Here is a 16801-nt window from a genome sequence, read left to right as displayed (position 1 = left end):
GAGCCTGTCGAAGTGCGCCTGCGAATAGGGTGTGGTCATGCATTCCGTCGAGCAGTACGACGCCGTCATCGTCGGCGGCGGGCACAACGGCCTCACCGCCGCCGCCTACCTCGGACGCGCGGGCAAGCGCGTCCTCCTCCTCGAACGCCTCGACCATACGGGTGGAGCAGCCGTCTCGGAACGTCCGTTCCCCGGCGTCGACGCCCGACTGTCCCGGTACTCGTACCTCGTCAGCCTGCTGCCCCAGCAGATCATCGACGACCTCGGGCTCGACGTGCGGCTCGTCCGTCGCCGCTTCTCGTCGTACACGCCCGACCCCGCAAACCCGGGCACCGGGCTCCTGATCGACAACCACGACGACGACGCCACGGTCGCGTCATTCGCGTCGATCGGGCATCGGGAGGACGCCGCGGGCATCGCCGAACTGCACCGTCGGATCGGTCACCTGGCCTCGGCGCTCTGGCCGACGGTGCTCGAGCCGCTCCGGAGTCGTTCGGAGGCACGAGACGCCGTGATCGCCGCGGCCGCTGACCTCGGCGTGCCTGCGGCCGAGGTCGCATCGATCTGGTCGGCGGTGTTCGACGCACCGATCGGCCGTGCCATCGAGGACGCCGCGCGTTCCGATCTCGTCCGCGGCGTCGTCTTCACGGATGCCCTCATCGGCACCTTCGCCCAAGCGGACGATCCGACCCTGCAGCAGAACATCTGCTTCCTCTACCACCTGATCGGCGGCGGGACGGGCGACTGGGACGTCCCGGTCGGCGGCATGGGCGCGGTGACGGACGCACTGCGCCGAGCCGCCGAGGAGGCCGGCGCCGACATCCGGACGCTCGCCGAGGTGACGTCCGTCCAACCGGAGCACGGGCTCGTCGCCTACGTGGACCTCGCCGCGGAGGCGGAGCTCGAGGTGACCGAACCGATGTCGACGCTGGACCGGTTCCGACCTCGCCCCGGGGTCGTCGTCCGCGGCGAGTGGATCCTGTCGGGTGCGGCTCCGGCGGTGCTGGAGCGCCTCCTCGATCCGGCGGCGGAGCAACAGGCGGTCGCGGCCGCGTACGCCGCGTGGTCGGCAGCGCGGGGGATGCCGGTGCAGTGGAGTGACACCGACGCGATCCTCGGCACGGCGCCAGCACCGGAGGACGGCGTCCCGCATCCCGAGGGCGCCCAGGTGAAGGTGAACCTGTTGCTGCGGAGGCTCCCCAAGCTCCTCGACCCGACCGTCGACCCGGCTGCGGCGTTCGGCGGCACCTTCCACATCAACGAGGGCTGGGCGCAGCTGGAGCACGCCTACCTCGAGGCGGCGGCCGGCCGGATCCCCGACCCGCTGCCGTGCGAGATCTACTGCCACACCCTGAGCGACCCGAGCATCCTCTCGCCGGAGCTGCAGGCATCGGGGGCGCAGACGCTCACCGTGTTCGGACTTCATGTGCCGCATCGGCTCGCAGTCCTTGCGGACGCGGTCGCCGGCGGTCACGACGCCTTCCGAGACGCACTGCAGGCCGCGGTGCTGCGATCGCTGGACTCGGTGATCGCGGAGCCCATCGAGGACTTGCTGCTGCTCGACGCCGAGGGGCGGCCCTGCATCGAGACACGGACGACGCTCGACCTCGAGCGCTCTCTGGCTATGCCGGGCGGGAACATCTTCCACGGCCCGCTGTCGTGGCCGTTCCTCGAGGACGACGCCCCTCGGACGACGGCGGCCGAGCGGTGGGGTGTCGCCACGGCGCACCCACGGGTCCTGCTCTGCGGTGCCGGGGCCCGACGCGGTGGCGCGGTCAGCGGGCTCGGTGGGCACAACGCCGCGATGGCCCTCCTCGACGCCTGACCCGCACGCCTCAGCGGGTGCTGCCGCACTCAGTGGTTGCGGTGGTCCTGGATGGTGATCTTCGGGCCGCGACGCGGCTTGTGGATGCCACTCCGACCGATGAGCCGTAGCACCCGCTGCCGATGACCAGCCCACGGAGCGAGCAGCTCGAGCATGCCGTCGTCGTCCACAGGTGAGCCGGTGAGCGCCTGCCCCACCGAGGCCGCGAGGTGGTAGTCGCCGACACTCACGGCGTCGGGGTCACCGTGCGCCCGGAGCGTCACCTCGGCGGCTGTCCAGACGCCGATGCCGGGCAGACTCTGCAGGCGTCGCGATGCGGCATCGGGGTGTTCGTCAATCGTCCGCTCGATCGCGGACGCCAGTCGCGACGACCGCACGACCGTCTCCGAGCGCTGCGGCCCCACTCCCGCGGTGTGCCACTCCCAGCTCGGGATCATCCGCCAGGTCTCGGCGGACGGCGCGACGACCATGCCCTCCGGTGCCGGACCGGGGGCGGCATCGCCGTGACGGCGCACGAGCAGGCGCCACGCACGCCACGCTTCGAGCGCGGTGACCTTCTGCTCGAGGATCGACGGCACGAGCATCTCGAACACGAGGCGATTGCGACTCAAACGGAGCCCCGGGTTCCGCCGGGACACCTCGGTGAGCAGCGGACTCCGGCTCACGTCGAGTTCAGACCAGTCGTCGTCGCACCCGAGGAGCTCCGGCACACCGGCGACCATCCACTCGGCGCCCGGGCCCCAGGCGGCGGCCTCGACCTCACCGTCGCGGACGGTCGAGACGTACAGCGTTGCGCCACCGTGCGGTGTCCGCGCCGTCAGCCAGACCCCGCCAGGCGTGCGGCGGTAACAGGGTCCGTCGCCTCCGCGGGCGATGAGGCGCAGGGTGCTGTGGACGTCGAGTGGGCCGCTCGGACGGTAGACCGTCCGCAGGAGTTCGGCGGCGCGTGGCGTCGGCGCGGACGGTCGTCTGACATCCTGCACCGGTGACGGCGGAGGAGCGACGAACGATGCGGAGGCGACCATGGTGGTCACCCTACGTGGTGACCACCGACATCCGACGCCGTCGGCAGCGGGCCAGGAGACCGACGGCCCCTCGCCCGCTGCCGACCTGCCCGAGCGGCTACCGCACGAGGCGGAAGTCATAGCCCGATTGATCGACGAAGGTCCCGCCCACGCGCTGCTCCACGCGCCCGCCCTGGTACCGGCCGGGAAGGTAGTCACGATTCCAGGTGACGATCCACTCTCCCGAACCGTCCGCCGTCGCCGTCCCGAGGCGCGTGCCCCAGAGACCGATGATCTCGATCTCCGCGTTGGGCGTCGCCGTGCCGGTGAAGACCGGCCGCGTGCCGGTGAGGGTGTCGCCGATCTTCGGAGAGGTCACCGTCAGCGCCGACGCGATCGTGAAGTCGTACCCGGAGCGATGCGTCTCGACACCGCCGACGATCTGACGGACCGATCCACCCGCGTACCGAGCAGGCAGGAGCGACTTGTTCCAGGTGATCGACCAGTTCCCGCTCGCCGCGACGGCATCGGTCTTCCCGACGAGATCACCCCACCCGCTCCAGATCTCGAGCCTCGCGCCGGGCTGGGCCTTGCCGCTGAAGACGGGAACGGATGAGGAGACCAAGCCCCCGATCGTCGGGGTCTCCACGAGCAACGGCGCGACCGTCGACCCGCTCCGCACGGTGAAGTCGTAGGGCGCCCTCGACTGCTCGACGCCGTCGATCTCCTGACGCACTGACCCGCCCTGGTAGCGTCCCGGATTCAGCGTCTTGTTCAGCTCGGCGGTCCAGGTGTGGTCGTCGCGCACCTGCGCGGATCCGATCTCGGTGTTCCAGGCCCCGATGACCCTGATGGTCGCGCCGGGCTCACCACGACCGGTGAACACCGGTCTCGGCGTCTCGACGACCTCGCCGATGGCGGGCGACCGGAGGCTGACGTCCTCGATCGGCCCCGGCTCGGGCGCCGGTTCGTCGACCGTGAAACGGAGAGGCGCCGTGCTGGGTCGTCCGTCGAACACCTGAGTGGCGGTCGCGGTGTAGGCGCGTCGTTCGAGGGTGCGGAGTGACTGCTGCGTCCACGCACCGGTCCCGTCGACCTCGACGTCGGCGAGGACCGCACCCGAGAGGTCGTCGACGACGGTCACCCGGGCCTGCGGCTCTCCGAGCCCGGAGAACACCGGTCGCGGGTCGTCGAGCGTGGCGTCGAGCGGGGGCGTCTGCACCGTCACTGCGGCGACGGCACGATACGTGACCGACCAGTTCACCGTCGAGTCGTCGGACAGTTGGCGGACGATACCGGACGTCGTCCCGGGGGCGAGGTCGCGGATCGGTTCGGCCGACCAGGATCCGTGCGGGTCGACGGTCGTCGAGGCGAGGAGTCTGCGCTCGGCATCGAGCACCTCGATGACCGCATCGGGCGAACCGTGCCCGCTGAAGGTCGGGCGAGGGTCGCGGACGACCGAACCGGGTGCCGGCGTGTCGAGGCTCACCGGTTCCAGCACCGGGACCGGGTCGACGCCCTCGGGCGATATCCGGTCCGCATCCGCCGTGACACCGTACCCGCCGACGGCGAGACGGCCGTCGAACTGACGGAGGAACCCGCCGGCACCGCCGCTCGAGACGAGCCCGAACCCGCCGACGCGGCCGTTCTCGAAGGACTCCCACGTCCACTGCTGTGCCGTGGAGCCGTCGCAGACGGCCGGATAGACGTACTTGTAGGCCTGCGACGGGTCGGGCTGGAGGCATCGCGTGACACCCCCGGCCGCGGTCGTGATCGGTCCGGAGGCGTCGGCCGCCGGGAAGGTCCAGCGCTCGGAAGCGGCCAAGGCCTCGCCGAGCGTGGCGTGCGTCGTCGCGCGGACCGGGTTCAGCAGGTCTGCCGCGGCACCGACCGCGAAGAAGGATCCCGAGCCGGAGGGGAACGTCTGGCCGACGAACCGACCCTGGATCGAGGACGCGCCGGACGCGACGTCGGACGACGTCTCGGAGGCGGAGGCGGCTGGGCCGCTGAGCAGTCCCGCCGTGATGCCGACCAGGCTCAGGATGGAGACGGGGGTGGGGAGCTTCATAGGCGTGAGGCGACCTTTCGCAAGGGCACGCCCAGGCCGACGCAGACGAGCCGACGGTACGTACCGGTGAACGTTCGCGAACGAACGCGGTCAGCCTACAAGTATTCCAGTCGCTTAATCCAGTATGTCGACCGACCGGTTCCGGTCACCAGTCGCTGGGCGCCGGTGCCTTCGTCGGCGGGAGCGCCACGTCGCGAGCCCACTGCGCCTGCCACGCGGGGAGGTCGGCTGGAGCCGGGCCGGTGAGCTCGACGAGCTCTGCCAGAGCCACCACGCCACCCGAGCGCTTGAGGAACCGACCTCGGACGAGGGCCTGCGTGTAGATCTCCCCGTCGACGACCACCCGGTGCTCGATGAACACGCCCTTGTCGTCGTAGCCCGTCACGCGGGTCTCGACGCTGAATCGCTGCCAGGGCTGCAGCGACTTCCGGAAGGTGATGCTCTCGCTCGACACCACCGGATACCAGCCCAGCTGCTTGAAGCGGTCCCAGAGTCCGTTCCGGATCAGGAGGTCGAACCGGCCCAGGTCGAAGATCGACAGGTACACACCGTTGTTCATGTGGCCGAGGACGTCGAGATCGGTCGGCAGCACGCGCAACCGGATCCGACCGACGTCCCAGGTGTCGAGGCGCTCGCCGCGGCGGGCTCGACGGCGGGACTGCAGGAACATGGCGATGGTGCGGAAGATGAGGTGCACGGATGCGACCGTATCCCGACAGCCCCACCACGTGCGACGTCGTTGTCCGACCCCGACAACGAGGTCACCCCGAGACGGCCCGACAGGCGATTCCTGACACAAGCAGCAGTGCCCGCGAACTACTCGGCAGCGACGGTGTTGCCCTCGCCGCCGTCGGTGACGACGGGCGTTGCCGGGGTCTGGACCTTGTTACCGTTGGCGCCCTCGACGAAGGTCACGTTCTCGACTGACGGGGCGATCACGAGCGTGATGGAGCTGTTGAACGAGAGGTTCACGACCGCACCCGTCACGGTCACGATGCTGTTGGAGGCCTCCACGACGACGTTCTCGCAGTCGCCGTCGATGGTCACGTTCGAGCTGTCGTCGACGATGGTCGCCGTGCCGTCGACGCACTCACCGGTGACGTCGGGGATCGTGTACTCGGGTCCGGTGGCGGCGTCGGTCGTGACCGACGACGACCCGCCCGTGGTCGACGTCGGGTCCGTGTCGGTGCATCCGACGAGGCCGAGGACGGCGAGACCCGCGACGGCGATGAGCGTGAGCTGCTTGGGCATGGGGTTCCTTCGGTATTCAGATCAAGTCGACGGCAGGGCAGGGCGATGCGGTCAGCGAGCGAGGGTGAAGTCGTACCCGGTCGTGCCGATGACCTTCCCGCCGACCGTCTCCGTCACCGTGCCTCCGAAATATCGCGCCGGCTGATAGTCCTGCGGCCACGTGATGGTCCACTCGCCGGTCCGTGCATCGGCGATCGCGGAGCCGAGGTCGGTACCCCAGGCGCCGGTGATCCGCACCCGCGCCCCCGGGTTCGCCGTACCGGTGAACACCGGACGGGTGCCCGTGATGGTGTCGCCGACCTTCGGCGACGTCACGACGAGCTTCGGCAGCACGAGCGTGAAGTCGTAGACGAAGGTGTGCGTCGGGACACCGTTCACGAACTGCTTCACGGTGCCACCGGCATACTGACTCGGGCGCAGGCTCTTGTTCCAGGTGATCGTCCACGCACCGCTCGCTTCGACCCGCTCCACCGCGCCGAGGACATCGCCCCAGGCACCGCGGATCTCGATGCGCGATCCCGGCTCGCCGGTCCCGCGGAAGACGGGGGTCGACTCACTGATCGTCTCACCGCGCCTCGGTGACTCGACCACCAAGGGGGCGATCGGTTCGTCCGGAGCCCTGAGGATGTTCGCCGTGAAGTCGGCGATCGTGATGCGTGAGGGGCCGTAGGTCACTCTGCCGCCGGTGGCCTCGCCGACGGGGGCGTCGTCGTTCGCCCGCAGCGTGAACTTCAACGTGCTCGTGCCGACCGGCAGGACGCCCCCCATGCCCAACGCGTCGAGCGTGAAGGCCGGATCGTCGACCGCGGTGATCCGTGTGTCCGCCGGGTGGTAGACGTCGATGCGCTGTCCACCGGCATCGGCGTTGAACGTCGCCTCCACCTCCACGGACCGACCGGGGAAGAGCGTCGGCGTGGGGATCGAGGCGCCCGGTGCGAGCGGTGCCGGGACAGTGAAGTCGAAGCGCACCTGGACATCCGGCCCGGTTCCGCGCTGCGTCGCAGTTCCCGTGTAGCGGCCGGGCTGGAGCTGGATCGACGGAACCGACCAGGACGTGGAGTTCAGGGGGACGCTCGTGCTCGCGAGCAGGACCTGTGCGTCCGTGCGGATCGAGACGGCTGATCCGGGCTGCCCGATACCGCTGAACGTGGGAGTCGGCGTGTCCACCGTCTCCCCGATCGTCGGGGTACGCAATTCGAACGGCTCGATCGGGGCCAGCTGGGACTCCACGACGACGTCGGTGAGCGCGTCCATCGTGAGTTCGACGAAGGCGTCGGTGTCGGTCCCGCCCAAGGAGTACGGACTCGACACCGGGTACAGGGCGTAGCCGGAGACCCACTTGTTCGAGACGTACCGCCACTCGAAGTCCTGCGACGGGGAACCGGTGCAGGTCCGGGCTGCGACGAGCGCCCGGTAGCCGTCGCCCGCGGGCGTCAGGCAGAGCGTCGAGGAGGTTCCCGTGCCGGTGATCGGCCCGGCCGCACCGACGGCAGGGAGGGAATACGTTCCCGCGAGCGACGCCGCTCCGCCCGCCGAGGACGAGTACAGCCGTTGCACGTTGCGACCCGACTCCGGCGCGGAGAGCCCGACGTAGGCCGAAGACCCGTTGGACCGGTTCTGCAGGACGAGCTTCCCGATCACTCGCGACGCGCCGACCGCGGGGCCCACGGCGTCCGACGCACCGGGGACGTCCGTGGTCCCGACCGCGTCACCGGGTCCGTCGTCGTGCTCCTGTGGGTCGGCGATGGACCGGACGTGCGGAGCGGCGGACGCCGGAACCGGGAGCCCCACCGCGGTGAGCAGGATGGTCGCGGCGGCCAGGGCCGACAGTGTGGATCGCAGGAGCAGGGAGCGCGGAGAGCGGATCAGAGCAGTCACGAGGACCGAGACTACTCATCTGGAATATCGCCGTGGGTGGCGCCGCCGAATCTGTGGAGAACTCGCCGCTCAGTCGGTCGGCACGTGCCGCTCGTCGGGCCCGACGTATTCGGACAGCGGGCGGATGAGCGCGTTCGACGCCAGCTGCTCGGCGATGTGTGCCGTCCACCCGACGATGCGAGCGGCGACGAACAGCGGCGTGAACGTGGCCGTGTCGAACCCGATCAGGTTGTACGCCGGGCCCGAGGGGTAGTCGAGGTTCGGCTTGATGTTCTTCCGCGCGACCATGTCCGCTTCGAGCGTCGTGTACAACTCGAGGATCTCGGGCTTGCCGTAGTGCTCGGCGAGCCGCTCGAGCGCCTTGAGCATCGTCGGCACGCGCGAGTCGCCGTTCTTGTAGACCCGGTGTCCGAAGCCCATGATCTTGCGCTTCTCGGCGAGCGCCGCGTCGAGCCACGCACTTGCCCGGTCAGCGGTCCCGATCTCGTCGAAGACGTGCATGACGGCCTCGTTCGCGCCACCGTGCAGGGCGCCCTTGAGTGCGCCGATCGCGCCGGTGACCGCCGAGTACAGGTCGCTGAGGGTCGAGGTGATGACCCGGGCGGTGAACGTCGACGCGTTGAAGGAGTGCTCCGCGTAGAGGATCATCGAGACGTCGAAGGCGTCGACGACGACCGGATCGGCCTCCTCGCCGAAGGTCATGAAGAGGAAGTTGGCGCTGTATCCGAGGTCGTCGCGCGGTGGGATGAGCTCGAGGCCGTGGCGGCGGCGCTGGTCGTAGGCGACGATCGCGGGCAGCTTCGCGTACAGGCTCGCGGCCTTCACCGCGTTGGCCTCAGGGGTGTTCGTCTCGGCGGTCGGGTCGTTCGCGCCGATCACGCTGACGGCCGTCCGGAGGGCGTCCATCGGGTGGCTCGTCGTCGGCAGGAGGTCGATGGCCGCCTTGACGTTGTCGTCGAGCGCACGCTGGCCCCGCTCCAACGCCGTGAACTCGGTGAGTTCGGCGTCCGTGGGCAGTTCGCCGTTCCAGAGCAGGTACGCGACCTGCTCGAAGCTGCAGTGCTCGGCGAGCTCCTGGACCGGATACCCGCGGTAGAGCAGGGAGTTCGTCTCCGGGTTCACCTTCGAGACGCCCGTCACGTCGACGACGACGCCGGCGAGACCCTTCTTGATGTCGCTGGTCGCTTCGGTCATGCGTTGCTCCTTTGCGGCGGCTCCGGTCACTGAGCCTGTCGAAGTGTCTTGGTCGAGCCTGGCACCCGGCTCGCCCCTCGACAAGCTCGGGGAGCGGAGACCCAGGTGGTGTTCACCGGTGAGGGACGCCTACCGGTCGATGGTGAAGTTGAAGACCGAGGTGTCGAAGCGGTTGTAGCCCTCGTAGTCGATCAGTTCGTAGAGATCGGCGCGGTGCTGCATCTCACCGAGCTTGCTCGTGAGCGAGCCCTCGTCGTTCAGCGTGTCGAGCGCGCGACCCGCGGCGCCCATCGCGATGCGGAGGAGCGACACCGGCCAGATGACGATGTTCACGCCCACATCGGCGAGCTGCTGACTCGTGAACAGCTCGCTCTTGCCGAACTCCGTCATGTTGGCGAGGATCGGCACGTCGACCGCGTCGCGGACGGCGGCGAACTCCTCGAGCGACCGCATCGCCTCGGGGAAGATCGCGTCGGCTCCGGCGTCGACGAGCTGCTTGGCCCGTTCGATCGCGGCGTCGAGCCCGTCGACGGCGGCGATGTCGGTGCGCGCCATGATGAGCAGGTTCGCATCGCGCCGGGCGTCGACGGCGGCACGGATCCGGCCGAGCGCGGTGGAGGTGTCGACGACCTGCTTGCCGTCGAGGTGGCCGCAGCGCTTCGGGTTGACCTGGTCTTCGATGTGGAGCCCGGCGAGCCCGGCGTCCTCGATCTCCTGGACGGTGCGCGCGACGTTCATCGGCTCGCCGAAGCCGGTGTCGGCGTCGACGATCGCGGGCAGCTCGGTCATCCGGGCGATCTGCTTGGCGCGACCGGCGACCTCGGTGAGGGTCGTCAGTCCGATGTCGGGCAGCCCGAGATCGGCGGAGAGCACCGCGCCGGAGATGTAGACGCCGTCGAAGCCCTTCTGCTCGATGAGCCTCGCCGAGAGCGGGTTGAACGCGCCCGGGAAGCGCAGCAGCTCACTAGTGGCGAGCCGCTCCCGGAACAGCCGGCGCTTCTCCGCCGGCGTGGTCTCGCTGTACAGCATCAGCGCAGTCCCTTCTGGAGGTCGGCCGGCATCAGAACAGGCCGGTCGGGTGGGGTGCCGAGGCGAGGACCCCGGAGGCGGCCTGGATGCTCAGCTGCTTGACCTCGTCGGCGTCGAGCTCCGGGAGGCGTTCGGCGAGCGCGAGGAAACGCTCGATCTCCTCCGGGTCGAGGACGTCGGCGGCGAGCGTGCGGAACTTGTGGACGTAGTCGGCGCGCGCGAACGGCCGGGCGCCGAGCGGGTGGGCGTCGGCGACGGCGATCTCGTCGACGATGGTCGATCCGTCCGTGAGCGTGATCTCGATGCGCCCGCCGAACGCCTGTTCGGCCGGGTCCAGCGAGTGGTAGCGGCGCGTCCACTCCGCGTCCTCCGCCGTCGAGATCCGGTGCCACAGCTCGACGGTGTCGGCGCGGGTGGCGCGTTCGGGACGGTAGGAGTCGACGTGGTGCCACGCGCCGTCCTGCAGCGCCACCGCGACGATGTAGGGGATGGAGTGGTCGAGCGTCTCGCGAGACGCCGTCGGGTCGTACTTCTGCGGGTCGTTCGCGCCGGAGCCGATGACGTAGTGCGTGTGGTGCGAGGTGTGGAGGACGATGCGGTCCACGACTCCGGGCAGGAGGACTTCCGGGTGCTCATGGTGCAGCTTGCGGGCGAGGTCGATCCATGCCTGCGCCTGGTACTCGGCCGAGTGCTCCTTCGTGAAGGAGTCGAGGATCGCGAGCTTCGGTTCACCGGCGCCGGGCAACGGGACGTCGTAGGAGGCGTCGGGGCCGTCGAGCAGCCAGGCGACCACGCCGTCCTCTCCCTCGTAGATCGGCGACGGGCTGGTCTCGCCGCGCATCGCCCGGTCGACGGCCTCGACCGCCATCTTGCCGGCGAACGCGGGAGCGTGCGCCTTCCACGTGGAGATCTCGCCCTTGCGCGACTGGCGGGTGGCCGTCGTGGTGTGGAGCGCCTGGCCGATCGCCTGGTGGATGGTGGCCTGATCGAGGCCGAGCATCGTGCCGATGCCGGCCGCGGCGCTCGGGCCGAGGTGTGCGACGTGGTCGATCTTGTGTCGGTGCAGGCTGATCGCCTTCGCGAGGTCGATCTGGATCTCGTAGCCGGTCGCGATCCCGCGGACCAGGTCGGCGCCCGTGCAGCCGACGTGCTGCGCCACCGCGACGATGGGCGGGATGTTGTCGCCCGGGTGCGAGTACTCGGCGGCGAGGAAGGTGTCGTGGAAGTCGAGCTCCCGTACGGCGACGCCGTTGGCCCAGGCCGCCCATTCCGGTGAGACGCGGCGGGCGAGGTCGGGCCCGAACACCGTGGCACCGTCGCCGCCCGTGCTGACGGGGTGACTGAGCGCCTGGGCGCGAGCCGAGGAGACGGGCCGGCGCGTGAGCGAGGCGGCTGCGACGGCGGCGTTGTCGATCACCCGGTTGATGATCATGTCGACGACCTCGGGGGTCACCTCCACCGGATCGGTCGCGACGCGGGCGAGCTGCCAGGCGAGCTGTCCTTCGCGGGCGAGGTTCTCGTCGCTGCGGTGGACGCGCAGGTGGTGCTGGATCACGGGTGTTCCTTTCGGGTGCGGCCCGTCCGAGTGTGCTGCGGGGCGTCGCATCCTCCAGCCTACGCCCGCGGGTCCGTCGCGCCGCAGCAGGAGAACCGCCCGGGAACAGGACATTTCACGCGGAACGGTCCTGTTGTCGCGCCGTCCTCCTGGCGCCGTGGAATACCAGCCTCGTTCTCCGCATCCACCCAGCCCGCGTACACCGCGCATACGGCGGCCGCGGCCAGAGTGACACGCGTACCGACCCCTGACGAACCGAAGGAGACGACCGTGCCGATGCACACCCCTGGGGCACCGCAGACCCCGCACCTGTTCGGCGACGTGGTCCGAGCCGAGGCGCTCCACTACACCGAACTGTTCGCGGAGAAGCCGTTCGTGCCGGCCCTGCTGCTCTACTGCTCGAACGGTGCGTACCGCATCCTGTCGCCGGGCGAGGACCACCCCGGCAGTTACGTGGCCGAGGGGCCGCTGTCCGCTGAGCGGGTGCGCGTGAACTTCATCTCGTGGCCCTCCGAGGACTGGAACCGGAACGTCGCCTTCCACGTGCTCGACTTCGACCGGACGACCGGAGGGTTCACCCAGCGCCTGCGGCTCCCGGGCGATCCCGAGCCGAAGCACCAGGCCGGTCGCCACGCCGAGGTCACCGACCTCGGCGATTGGGACGAGGCCACGACGTGGGAGACGGCAGAGCCGATCCTCCACGGGACCTTCGAGGCACTCGCCCGCGGCTGACGGAGCGAGCGGCGGGCCGAGCGAGCGGCTGGCCGTCACCTGGCGGGCCGAAGCACCGTGTCCGGACGGTCGCCGACGGTCGGGGTCAGGCGGCGAGCAGCTGCGGATCGGCCGTCGGGCGCAACGGGGTGATCGTCGCGTCGGCGAGCGCGTCCTCGGCTGGCGACAGCTCGACGACGATCGGAGCCGCCGCGGTCTCGAAGCGCTCGGCGATGTCGAACATGAGCGCGTCGAGGCGGGTGCGGAGGGCATCGGCGATGGTCACGACCACCTCGGAGGAGGCGTCCTTCCGGCCGCGTTCGATCTCCGACAGGTACGGCGTCGAGACGGCTGCGGCGGTCGCGACGTCCTGCAGGGTGCGCCCCTGTTCGAGCCGACGCGTGCGCAGGGCCGCGCCGAGGGCTTCGCGGTACAACATGGCGACTCCTTCCGGCTGCGGGCGCGGGCTCGGTGACCGCGTGCTCTCACTGTAGGCGCGGGTCGGCCAGGCCCGGGGAGCACACGTTCTGCCGTCAGCGGACAGGTCCAGCCGCCGCTACAGGAAGATGTCGGGATAGAGCTCCGACTCGTCGACGCCCGGCGAGTACTTGGCGAGGTCGGTGACCCCGGCCTCGGCGAGGACGTCCTCCACGATGAGCGACCGACCCGTGAGCTCACGCGACGGCGCCGTCAGGACCTCGTAGGCCGCGTCGGCGTAGATCTCCGGGGTGCGGCTCTTCGCCAGGAGCGCTTCACCGCCGAGGATGTTGCCGACGGCCGCCGTCTTGATCGTCGTCTTCGGCCAGAGCGTGTTCGCGGCGATGCCGTCGCGCCCGAATTCGGCCGCGAGACCGAGCGTCACCATCGACATCCCGTACTTCGCGAGCGTGTAGCCGGTGTGGGCGCCGAGCCACTTCGGGTCGAGGTTGAGCGGCGGTGACAGCGAGAGGATGTGCGGGTTCTCGGCGTCCTTGAGCATCGGGATGGCCGCCCGCGACAGCATGAAGGTCCCGCGCACGTTCACGTCCTGCATGAGGTCGTACCGCTTCGCGTCGAGGTCGAGGGTGCGCGCGAGGCTGATGACGCTCGCGTTGTTGACGACGATGTCGATGCCGCCGAACTCACCGGCCGTCTCGAACACGGCCCGGGTGATGTCGTCGTCGTTCCGGACGTCGCCGAGGATCGGGAGCGCCCGCCCACCGGCCTCGCGGATCGCGTCCGCCGCGGTGTGGATCGTCCCCTCGAGGCGCGGGTCGGGGGTGTCGGTCTTGGCGAGGATCGCGACGTTCGCGCCGTCGCGGGCGGCACGCAGGGCGATCGCGAGGCCGATGCCGCGGCTGCCGCCCGACATGAGGATGGTCTTGCCGGCGAGGGTGGTCATGCGGTGGGCTCCTTCGGGGTGGTGGTGGTCGACGCGGCGGCGCGCTTCGCCGACGCGGCGGCGAACGCTGCGACGCGCGCGACCGACTCGGGCGTCTCGATCGCCACGCCGATCGTGCGGGCTTCGTCGTCGAGGGCGTCCTGGTAGCCGCGGCCGACGCTCTCGCGCAGCAGCCGCCTCGCCTGACCGAACGCGGCCGTGGCTCCCGCCAACCAGAACGCGGCCACCTCGCGGGCGCGGGCGTCGAGCTGCTCGGCGGGGACCACTTCGGTCACGAGCCCCCAGTCGAGTGCCTCGTCGGCGCTCAGCATCCGCGGGCCGAGGGTGAGCTCGAGCGCCCGACGCATCCCGACCGCCTCGGGCAACAGGGTGCTCACGCCGCAGTCGGGCGTGAGGCCGATGTCGGCGTACTTGCTGACGAACTTCGCCCGGTCGGACGCGACGATCACGTCGGCGACGAGCATGAACCCCAGTCCGCCGCCCGCGACAGCCCCTTGGACGGCGGCGACGATCGGCTTCGCGACCGACTGCAGAGTCCGGTGGCCCTCGTGGATGATGTCGGCGAGCTCGGTGACGAAGGCGCCAGTCGACCCTGGGCTGCCGTCACCCATCCGCGACATCGCGAGGACGTCACCGCCCGCACAGAACGCCGGTCCGTTGGCGTCGAACAGGACCGCCCGGACGTCGTCGCGCTCCGCGATCTCGAGGGCGAGGTCGCGCCACCGTCTGGCCGCTCGGTCGTCGATCGCGTTGAGGCTCGCGGGCCGGTTGAGCGTGAGGTGCGCGAGGCCGTCGCTCACCTCGAAGAGGATGGTGTCGTCGCTGGTCACGGAGTGACTCCCTGGTCGGTGGATGGGTTCGTCGGCATCGGAGCGCCGGTCATTTCGGCGCCATCCGGATCGCGCCGTCGAGGCGGATCGTCTCACCGTTGAGGTAGCCGTTCTCGACGATGTGCAGCGCGAGCGCGGCGTACTCGTCGGGACGGCCGAGGCGGGCCGGGTAGGGCACCTGGTGCCCGAGCGATTCCTGCGCCGCCTCGGGCAGCCCGGCGAGCATGGGCGTCTCCATGATGCCGGGCGCGATCGTCACGACCCGGATCCCGAAGCGCGCCAGCTCGCGGGCGATCGGCAGCGTCATCGAATGCACCGCACCCTTGGACGCGGCGTAGGCGGGCTGGCCGATCTGTCCGTCGAAGGCGGCGACGGACGCGGTGTTGACGATGACGCCGCGGTCCCCGGCGCCGTCGACTGGGTCGCCGTCCGGATCATTGTGCTGCATCGCGTCGGCGGTGAGCCGGATGACATTGAAGGTGCCGAGGACGTTGACGCGCAGGACGCGTTCGAAGGCCCCGAGGTCCGCCGGGCCGTCGCGGCCGAGCACCTTCGCCGGTGGCGCGATGCCGGCGCAGTTCACGACGACCCGCAGGGGGCCACGCGACACCGCCGCTTCGACCGCCGCCTGCACCTGCTCGCCGTCGGTGACGTCGGCGGGCACGAAGGTCGCGAACCCGCCGAGCTCCTCGGCCCGCTCCGCCCCGGGTGACCCGGGGAGGTCGACGAGCACGACGCGCGCACCGGCGCCCGCCAGTCGCGTCGCGGTCGCGAATCCGAGTCCCGAGGCACCGCCGGTGACGATCGCCGAACTGCCGGTCACATCCATGTGGTGGTTCCCTTCACGTGGTGGTCGCCCATCAGAGGCGCTCGATGATCGTCGCGTTGGCCATGCCGCCGCCCTCGCACATCGTCTGCAGACCGTAGCGGCCGCCGGTCGCCTCGAGCTGGCCGAGGAGCGTGGCGAGGAGCTTCGTCCCGGAGGCGCCGAGCGGGTGGCCGAGGGCGATCGCGCCGCCGCGCGGGTTGAGCCGGTCGTCGTCGACCCCGAACTCGCGTTGCCACGCGAGCGGGACGGAGGCGAACGCCTCGTTGACCTCGAAGGCGTCGATGTCGTCGATGTCGAGCCCGCTGCGCTCGAGGATGCGGCGGGTGGCGGGGAGGATCCCGGTGAGCATCTCGATCGGGTCACTCCCGACCGCGGCGAAGGAGACGAAACGCGCACGCGGCGTGAGCCCCAGCTCGAGCGCCCGGACCTCGCTCATGATGAGCGCTGCGGACGCGCCGTCGGTGAGTGGCGAGGCGTTCCCCGGGGTGATCCGCCAGGCGATCTCGGGGAAGCGCGCCGCGAGCCGCTCGTCGCGGAAGACGGCGGGGAGTCCGGCGAGCGCCTCGGGGGTCGTTCCCGCTCGGACCGTCTCATCGGTCGTGACGACGGAGCCGTCCGGGAGGGTGACGGCGACGACCTCGCCATCGAAGCCGCCGGACGCCCAGGTCGCTGCGGCGCGCTCGTGGGAGCGGGCGGCGAAGGCGTCGAGTTCGTCGCGGCTGAGGTTCCAGCGGGCGGCGATGAGTTCGGCGGAGACGCCCTGGCCGACGAGGCCCTCGGGGAAGCGAGCGCGGAGGGCGGACCCGAACGGGTCTGCGCCCTGCACGTTGGACCCCATCGGCGCTCGACTCATCGACTCGACACCGCAGGCGATGATGACGTCGTTGCCCGCCGACATGACGCTCTGCGCGGCGAAGGTGGTGGCCTGCTGGCTGGAGCCGCACTGCCGGTCGATGGTGGTGCCGGGGGTCTCCTGCGGGAGGCCTGCGGCGAGCGCCGCGTTCCGCGCGATGTTCTGTCCCTGCTCGCCGGACTGGGTGACGCAGCCTGCGTAGACGTCCTCGACCACCGCGGGATCGATGCCGGTCCGCTCCACGAGCGCACGGATCGTGCCGGCGAGGAGGTCCGTCGGGTGCACGGCGTTCAGCGCACCGCCCGGTTTGCCCCGGCCGGACGGTGTCCGGATCGCGTCGACGATCACTGCAGTGCGCATAGCCATCTCCTTCGAGGTCTGCGTCCACCCTAG

At 70.5% G+C, this 16801-nt stretch carries 15 protein-coding genes; 2 read left to right on the top strand and 13 right to left on the bottom strand.

Features of this window, described 5'->3' with window-relative positions; genetic code table 11:
- Positions 1–37 precede the first annotated feature (37 nt).
- On the top strand, positions 38–1825 hold the full coding sequence (locus QRN19_RS16960) for a phytoene desaturase family protein (protein ID WP_285028352.1): 1788 nt from the start codon (positions 38–40) through the stop codon (positions 1823–1825).
- Positions 1826–1854: 29 nt separating this feature from the next.
- On the opposite strand, the gene QRN19_RS16955 is transcribed toward QRN19_RS16960, so the two are convergent.
- The 8 genes from QRN19_RS16955 to QRN19_RS16920 form a co-directional block, all read right to left on the bottom strand.
- Positions 1855–2850, bottom strand: a complete 996-nt coding sequence (locus QRN19_RS16955; RefSeq protein ID WP_285028351.1) for a DNA-3-methyladenine glycosylase family protein — start codon at positions 2848–2850, stop codon at positions 1855–1857.
- A gap of 97 nt (positions 2851–2947) precedes the next feature.
- Positions 2948–4897, bottom strand: coding sequence for an Ig-like domain-containing protein (locus tag QRN19_RS16950; RefSeq protein ID WP_285028350.1), 1950 nt, complete (start codon positions 4895–4897; stop codon positions 2948–2950).
- Between the two features lie 145 nt (positions 4898–5042).
- Entirely contained in the window at positions 5043–5594 is a 552-nt protein-coding gene (locus QRN19_RS16945; RefSeq protein ID WP_285028349.1) for an acyl-CoA thioesterase, read from the bottom strand.
- A gap of 119 nt (positions 5595–5713) precedes the next feature.
- Positions 5714–6148, bottom strand: a complete 435-nt coding sequence (locus QRN19_RS16940) for a hypothetical protein (RefSeq protein WP_285028348.1) — start codon at positions 6146–6148, stop codon at positions 5714–5716.
- A 51-nt stretch (positions 6149–6199) separates the two neighbouring features.
- The gene (locus QRN19_RS16935; protein WP_285028347.1) at positions 6200–8026 is read right to left on the bottom strand and encodes a hypothetical protein; all 1827 of its coding nucleotides are present in this window, start codon (positions 8024–8026) and stop codon (positions 6200–6202) included.
- A gap of 69 nt (positions 8027–8095) precedes the next feature.
- Positions 8096–9220, bottom strand: coding sequence for a bifunctional 2-methylcitrate synthase/citrate synthase (locus QRN19_RS16930; protein ID WP_285028346.1), 1125 nt, complete (start codon positions 9218–9220; stop codon positions 8096–8098).
- A gap of 129 nt (positions 9221–9349) precedes the next feature.
- Entirely contained in the window at positions 9350–10249 is a 900-nt protein-coding gene (gene prpB / locus QRN19_RS16925; RefSeq protein ID WP_285028345.1) for a methylisocitrate lyase, read from the bottom strand.
- A gap of 31 nt (positions 10250–10280) precedes the next feature.
- Positions 10281–11855: an MmgE/PrpD family protein gene (locus QRN19_RS16920; RefSeq protein ID WP_285028344.1), complete on the bottom strand. Its 1575-nt coding sequence runs from the start codon at positions 11853–11855 to the stop codon at positions 10281–10283.
- 219 nt (positions 11856–12074) lie between these two features.
- Here QRN19_RS16920 and QRN19_RS16915 point away from each other — a divergent pair, with 219 nt between their 5' ends.
- A complete protein-coding gene (locus QRN19_RS16915) occupies positions 12075–12536 on the top strand; it encodes a hypothetical protein (RefSeq protein WP_285028343.1) in 462 nt (153 codons plus the stop codon).
- 85 nt (positions 12537–12621) lie between these two features.
- Here QRN19_RS16915 and QRN19_RS16910 read toward each other — a convergent pair whose 3' ends face one another.
- The 5 genes from QRN19_RS16910 to QRN19_RS16890 all read right to left on the bottom strand — a co-directional run bounded on the left by QRN19_RS16910 (position 12622) and on the right by QRN19_RS16890 (position 16768).
- Complete coding sequence (locus QRN19_RS16910; RefSeq protein WP_285028342.1) at positions 12622–12954, bottom strand: helix-turn-helix domain-containing protein; 333 nt, start codon at positions 12952–12954, stop codon at positions 12622–12624.
- A 117-nt stretch (positions 12955–13071) separates the two neighbouring features.
- Positions 13072–13896, bottom strand: coding sequence for an SDR family oxidoreductase (locus tag QRN19_RS16905; RefSeq protein ID WP_285028341.1), 825 nt, complete (start codon positions 13894–13896; stop codon positions 13072–13074).
- Complete coding sequence (locus QRN19_RS16900) at positions 13893–14726, bottom strand: enoyl-CoA hydratase/isomerase family protein (protein WP_285028340.1); 834 nt, start codon at positions 14724–14726, stop codon at positions 13893–13895. The genes QRN19_RS16905 and QRN19_RS16900 overlap by 4 nt, the downstream gene beginning before the upstream one ends.
- Positions 14727–14775: 49 nt before the next feature.
- Positions 14776–15555: a 3-hydroxyacyl-CoA dehydrogenase gene (locus tag QRN19_RS16895; protein ID WP_285028339.1), complete on the bottom strand. Its 780-nt coding sequence runs from the start codon at positions 15553–15555 to the stop codon at positions 14776–14778.
- 31 nt (positions 15556–15586) lie between these two features.
- Positions 15587–16768: a thiolase family protein gene (locus QRN19_RS16890; protein ID WP_285028338.1), complete on the bottom strand. Its 1182-nt coding sequence runs from the start codon at positions 16766–16768 to the stop codon at positions 15587–15589.
- Positions 16769–16801 lie beyond the last annotated feature (33 nt).

Source organism: Plantibacter sp. ME-Dv--P-122b (assembly GCF_030209375.1).
Lineage (GTDB): Bacteria > Actinomycetota > Actinomycetes > Actinomycetales > Microbacteriaceae > Plantibacter.
This window is presented reverse-complemented; position numbering and strand designations above follow the sequence as displayed.

Excerpts from the sequence above, each read along its gene's own strand:
- QRN19_RS16895 (WP_285028339.1), bottom strand. The coding sequence starts at position 15,555 with ATGGATGTGACCGGCAGTTCGGCGATCGTCACCGGCGGTGCCTCGGGA.
- QRN19_RS16905 (WP_285028341.1), bottom strand. The coding sequence starts at position 13,896 with ATGACCACCCTCGCCGGCAAGACCATCCTCATGTCGGGCGGCAGCCGC.
- prpB (WP_285028345.1), bottom strand. The coding sequence starts at position 10,249 with ATGCTGTACAGCGAGACCACGCCGGCGGAGAAGCGCCGGCTGTTCCGG.
- QRN19_RS16950 (WP_285028350.1), bottom strand. The coding sequence starts at position 4,897 with ATGAAGCTCCCCACCCCCGTCTCCATCCTGAGCCTGGTCGGCATCACG.
- QRN19_RS16930 (WP_285028346.1), bottom strand. The coding sequence starts at position 9,220 with ATGACCGAAGCGACCAGCGACATCAAGAAGGGTCTCGCCGGCGTCGTC.
- QRN19_RS16955 (WP_285028351.1), bottom strand. The coding sequence starts at position 2,850 with ATGGTCGCCTCCGCATCGTTCGTCGCTCCTCCGCCGTCACCGGTGCAG.
- QRN19_RS16960 (WP_285028352.1), top strand. The coding sequence starts at position 38 with ATGCATTCCGTCGAGCAGTACGACGCCGTCATCGTCGGCGGCGGGCAC.
- QRN19_RS16940 (WP_285028348.1), bottom strand. The coding sequence starts at position 6,148 with ATGCCCAAGCAGCTCACGCTCATCGCCGTCGCGGGTCTCGCCGTCCTC.
- QRN19_RS16920 (WP_285028344.1), bottom strand. The coding sequence starts at position 11,855 with ATGCGACGCCCCGCAGCACACTCGGACGGGCCGCACCCGAAAGGAACA.
- QRN19_RS16890 (WP_285028338.1), bottom strand. The coding sequence starts at position 16,768 with ATGCGCACTGCAGTGATCGTCGACGCGATCCGGACACCGTCCGGCCGG.
- QRN19_RS16910 (WP_285028342.1), bottom strand. The coding sequence starts at position 12,954 with ATGTTGTACCGCGAAGCCCTCGGCGCGGCCCTGCGCACGCGTCGGCTC.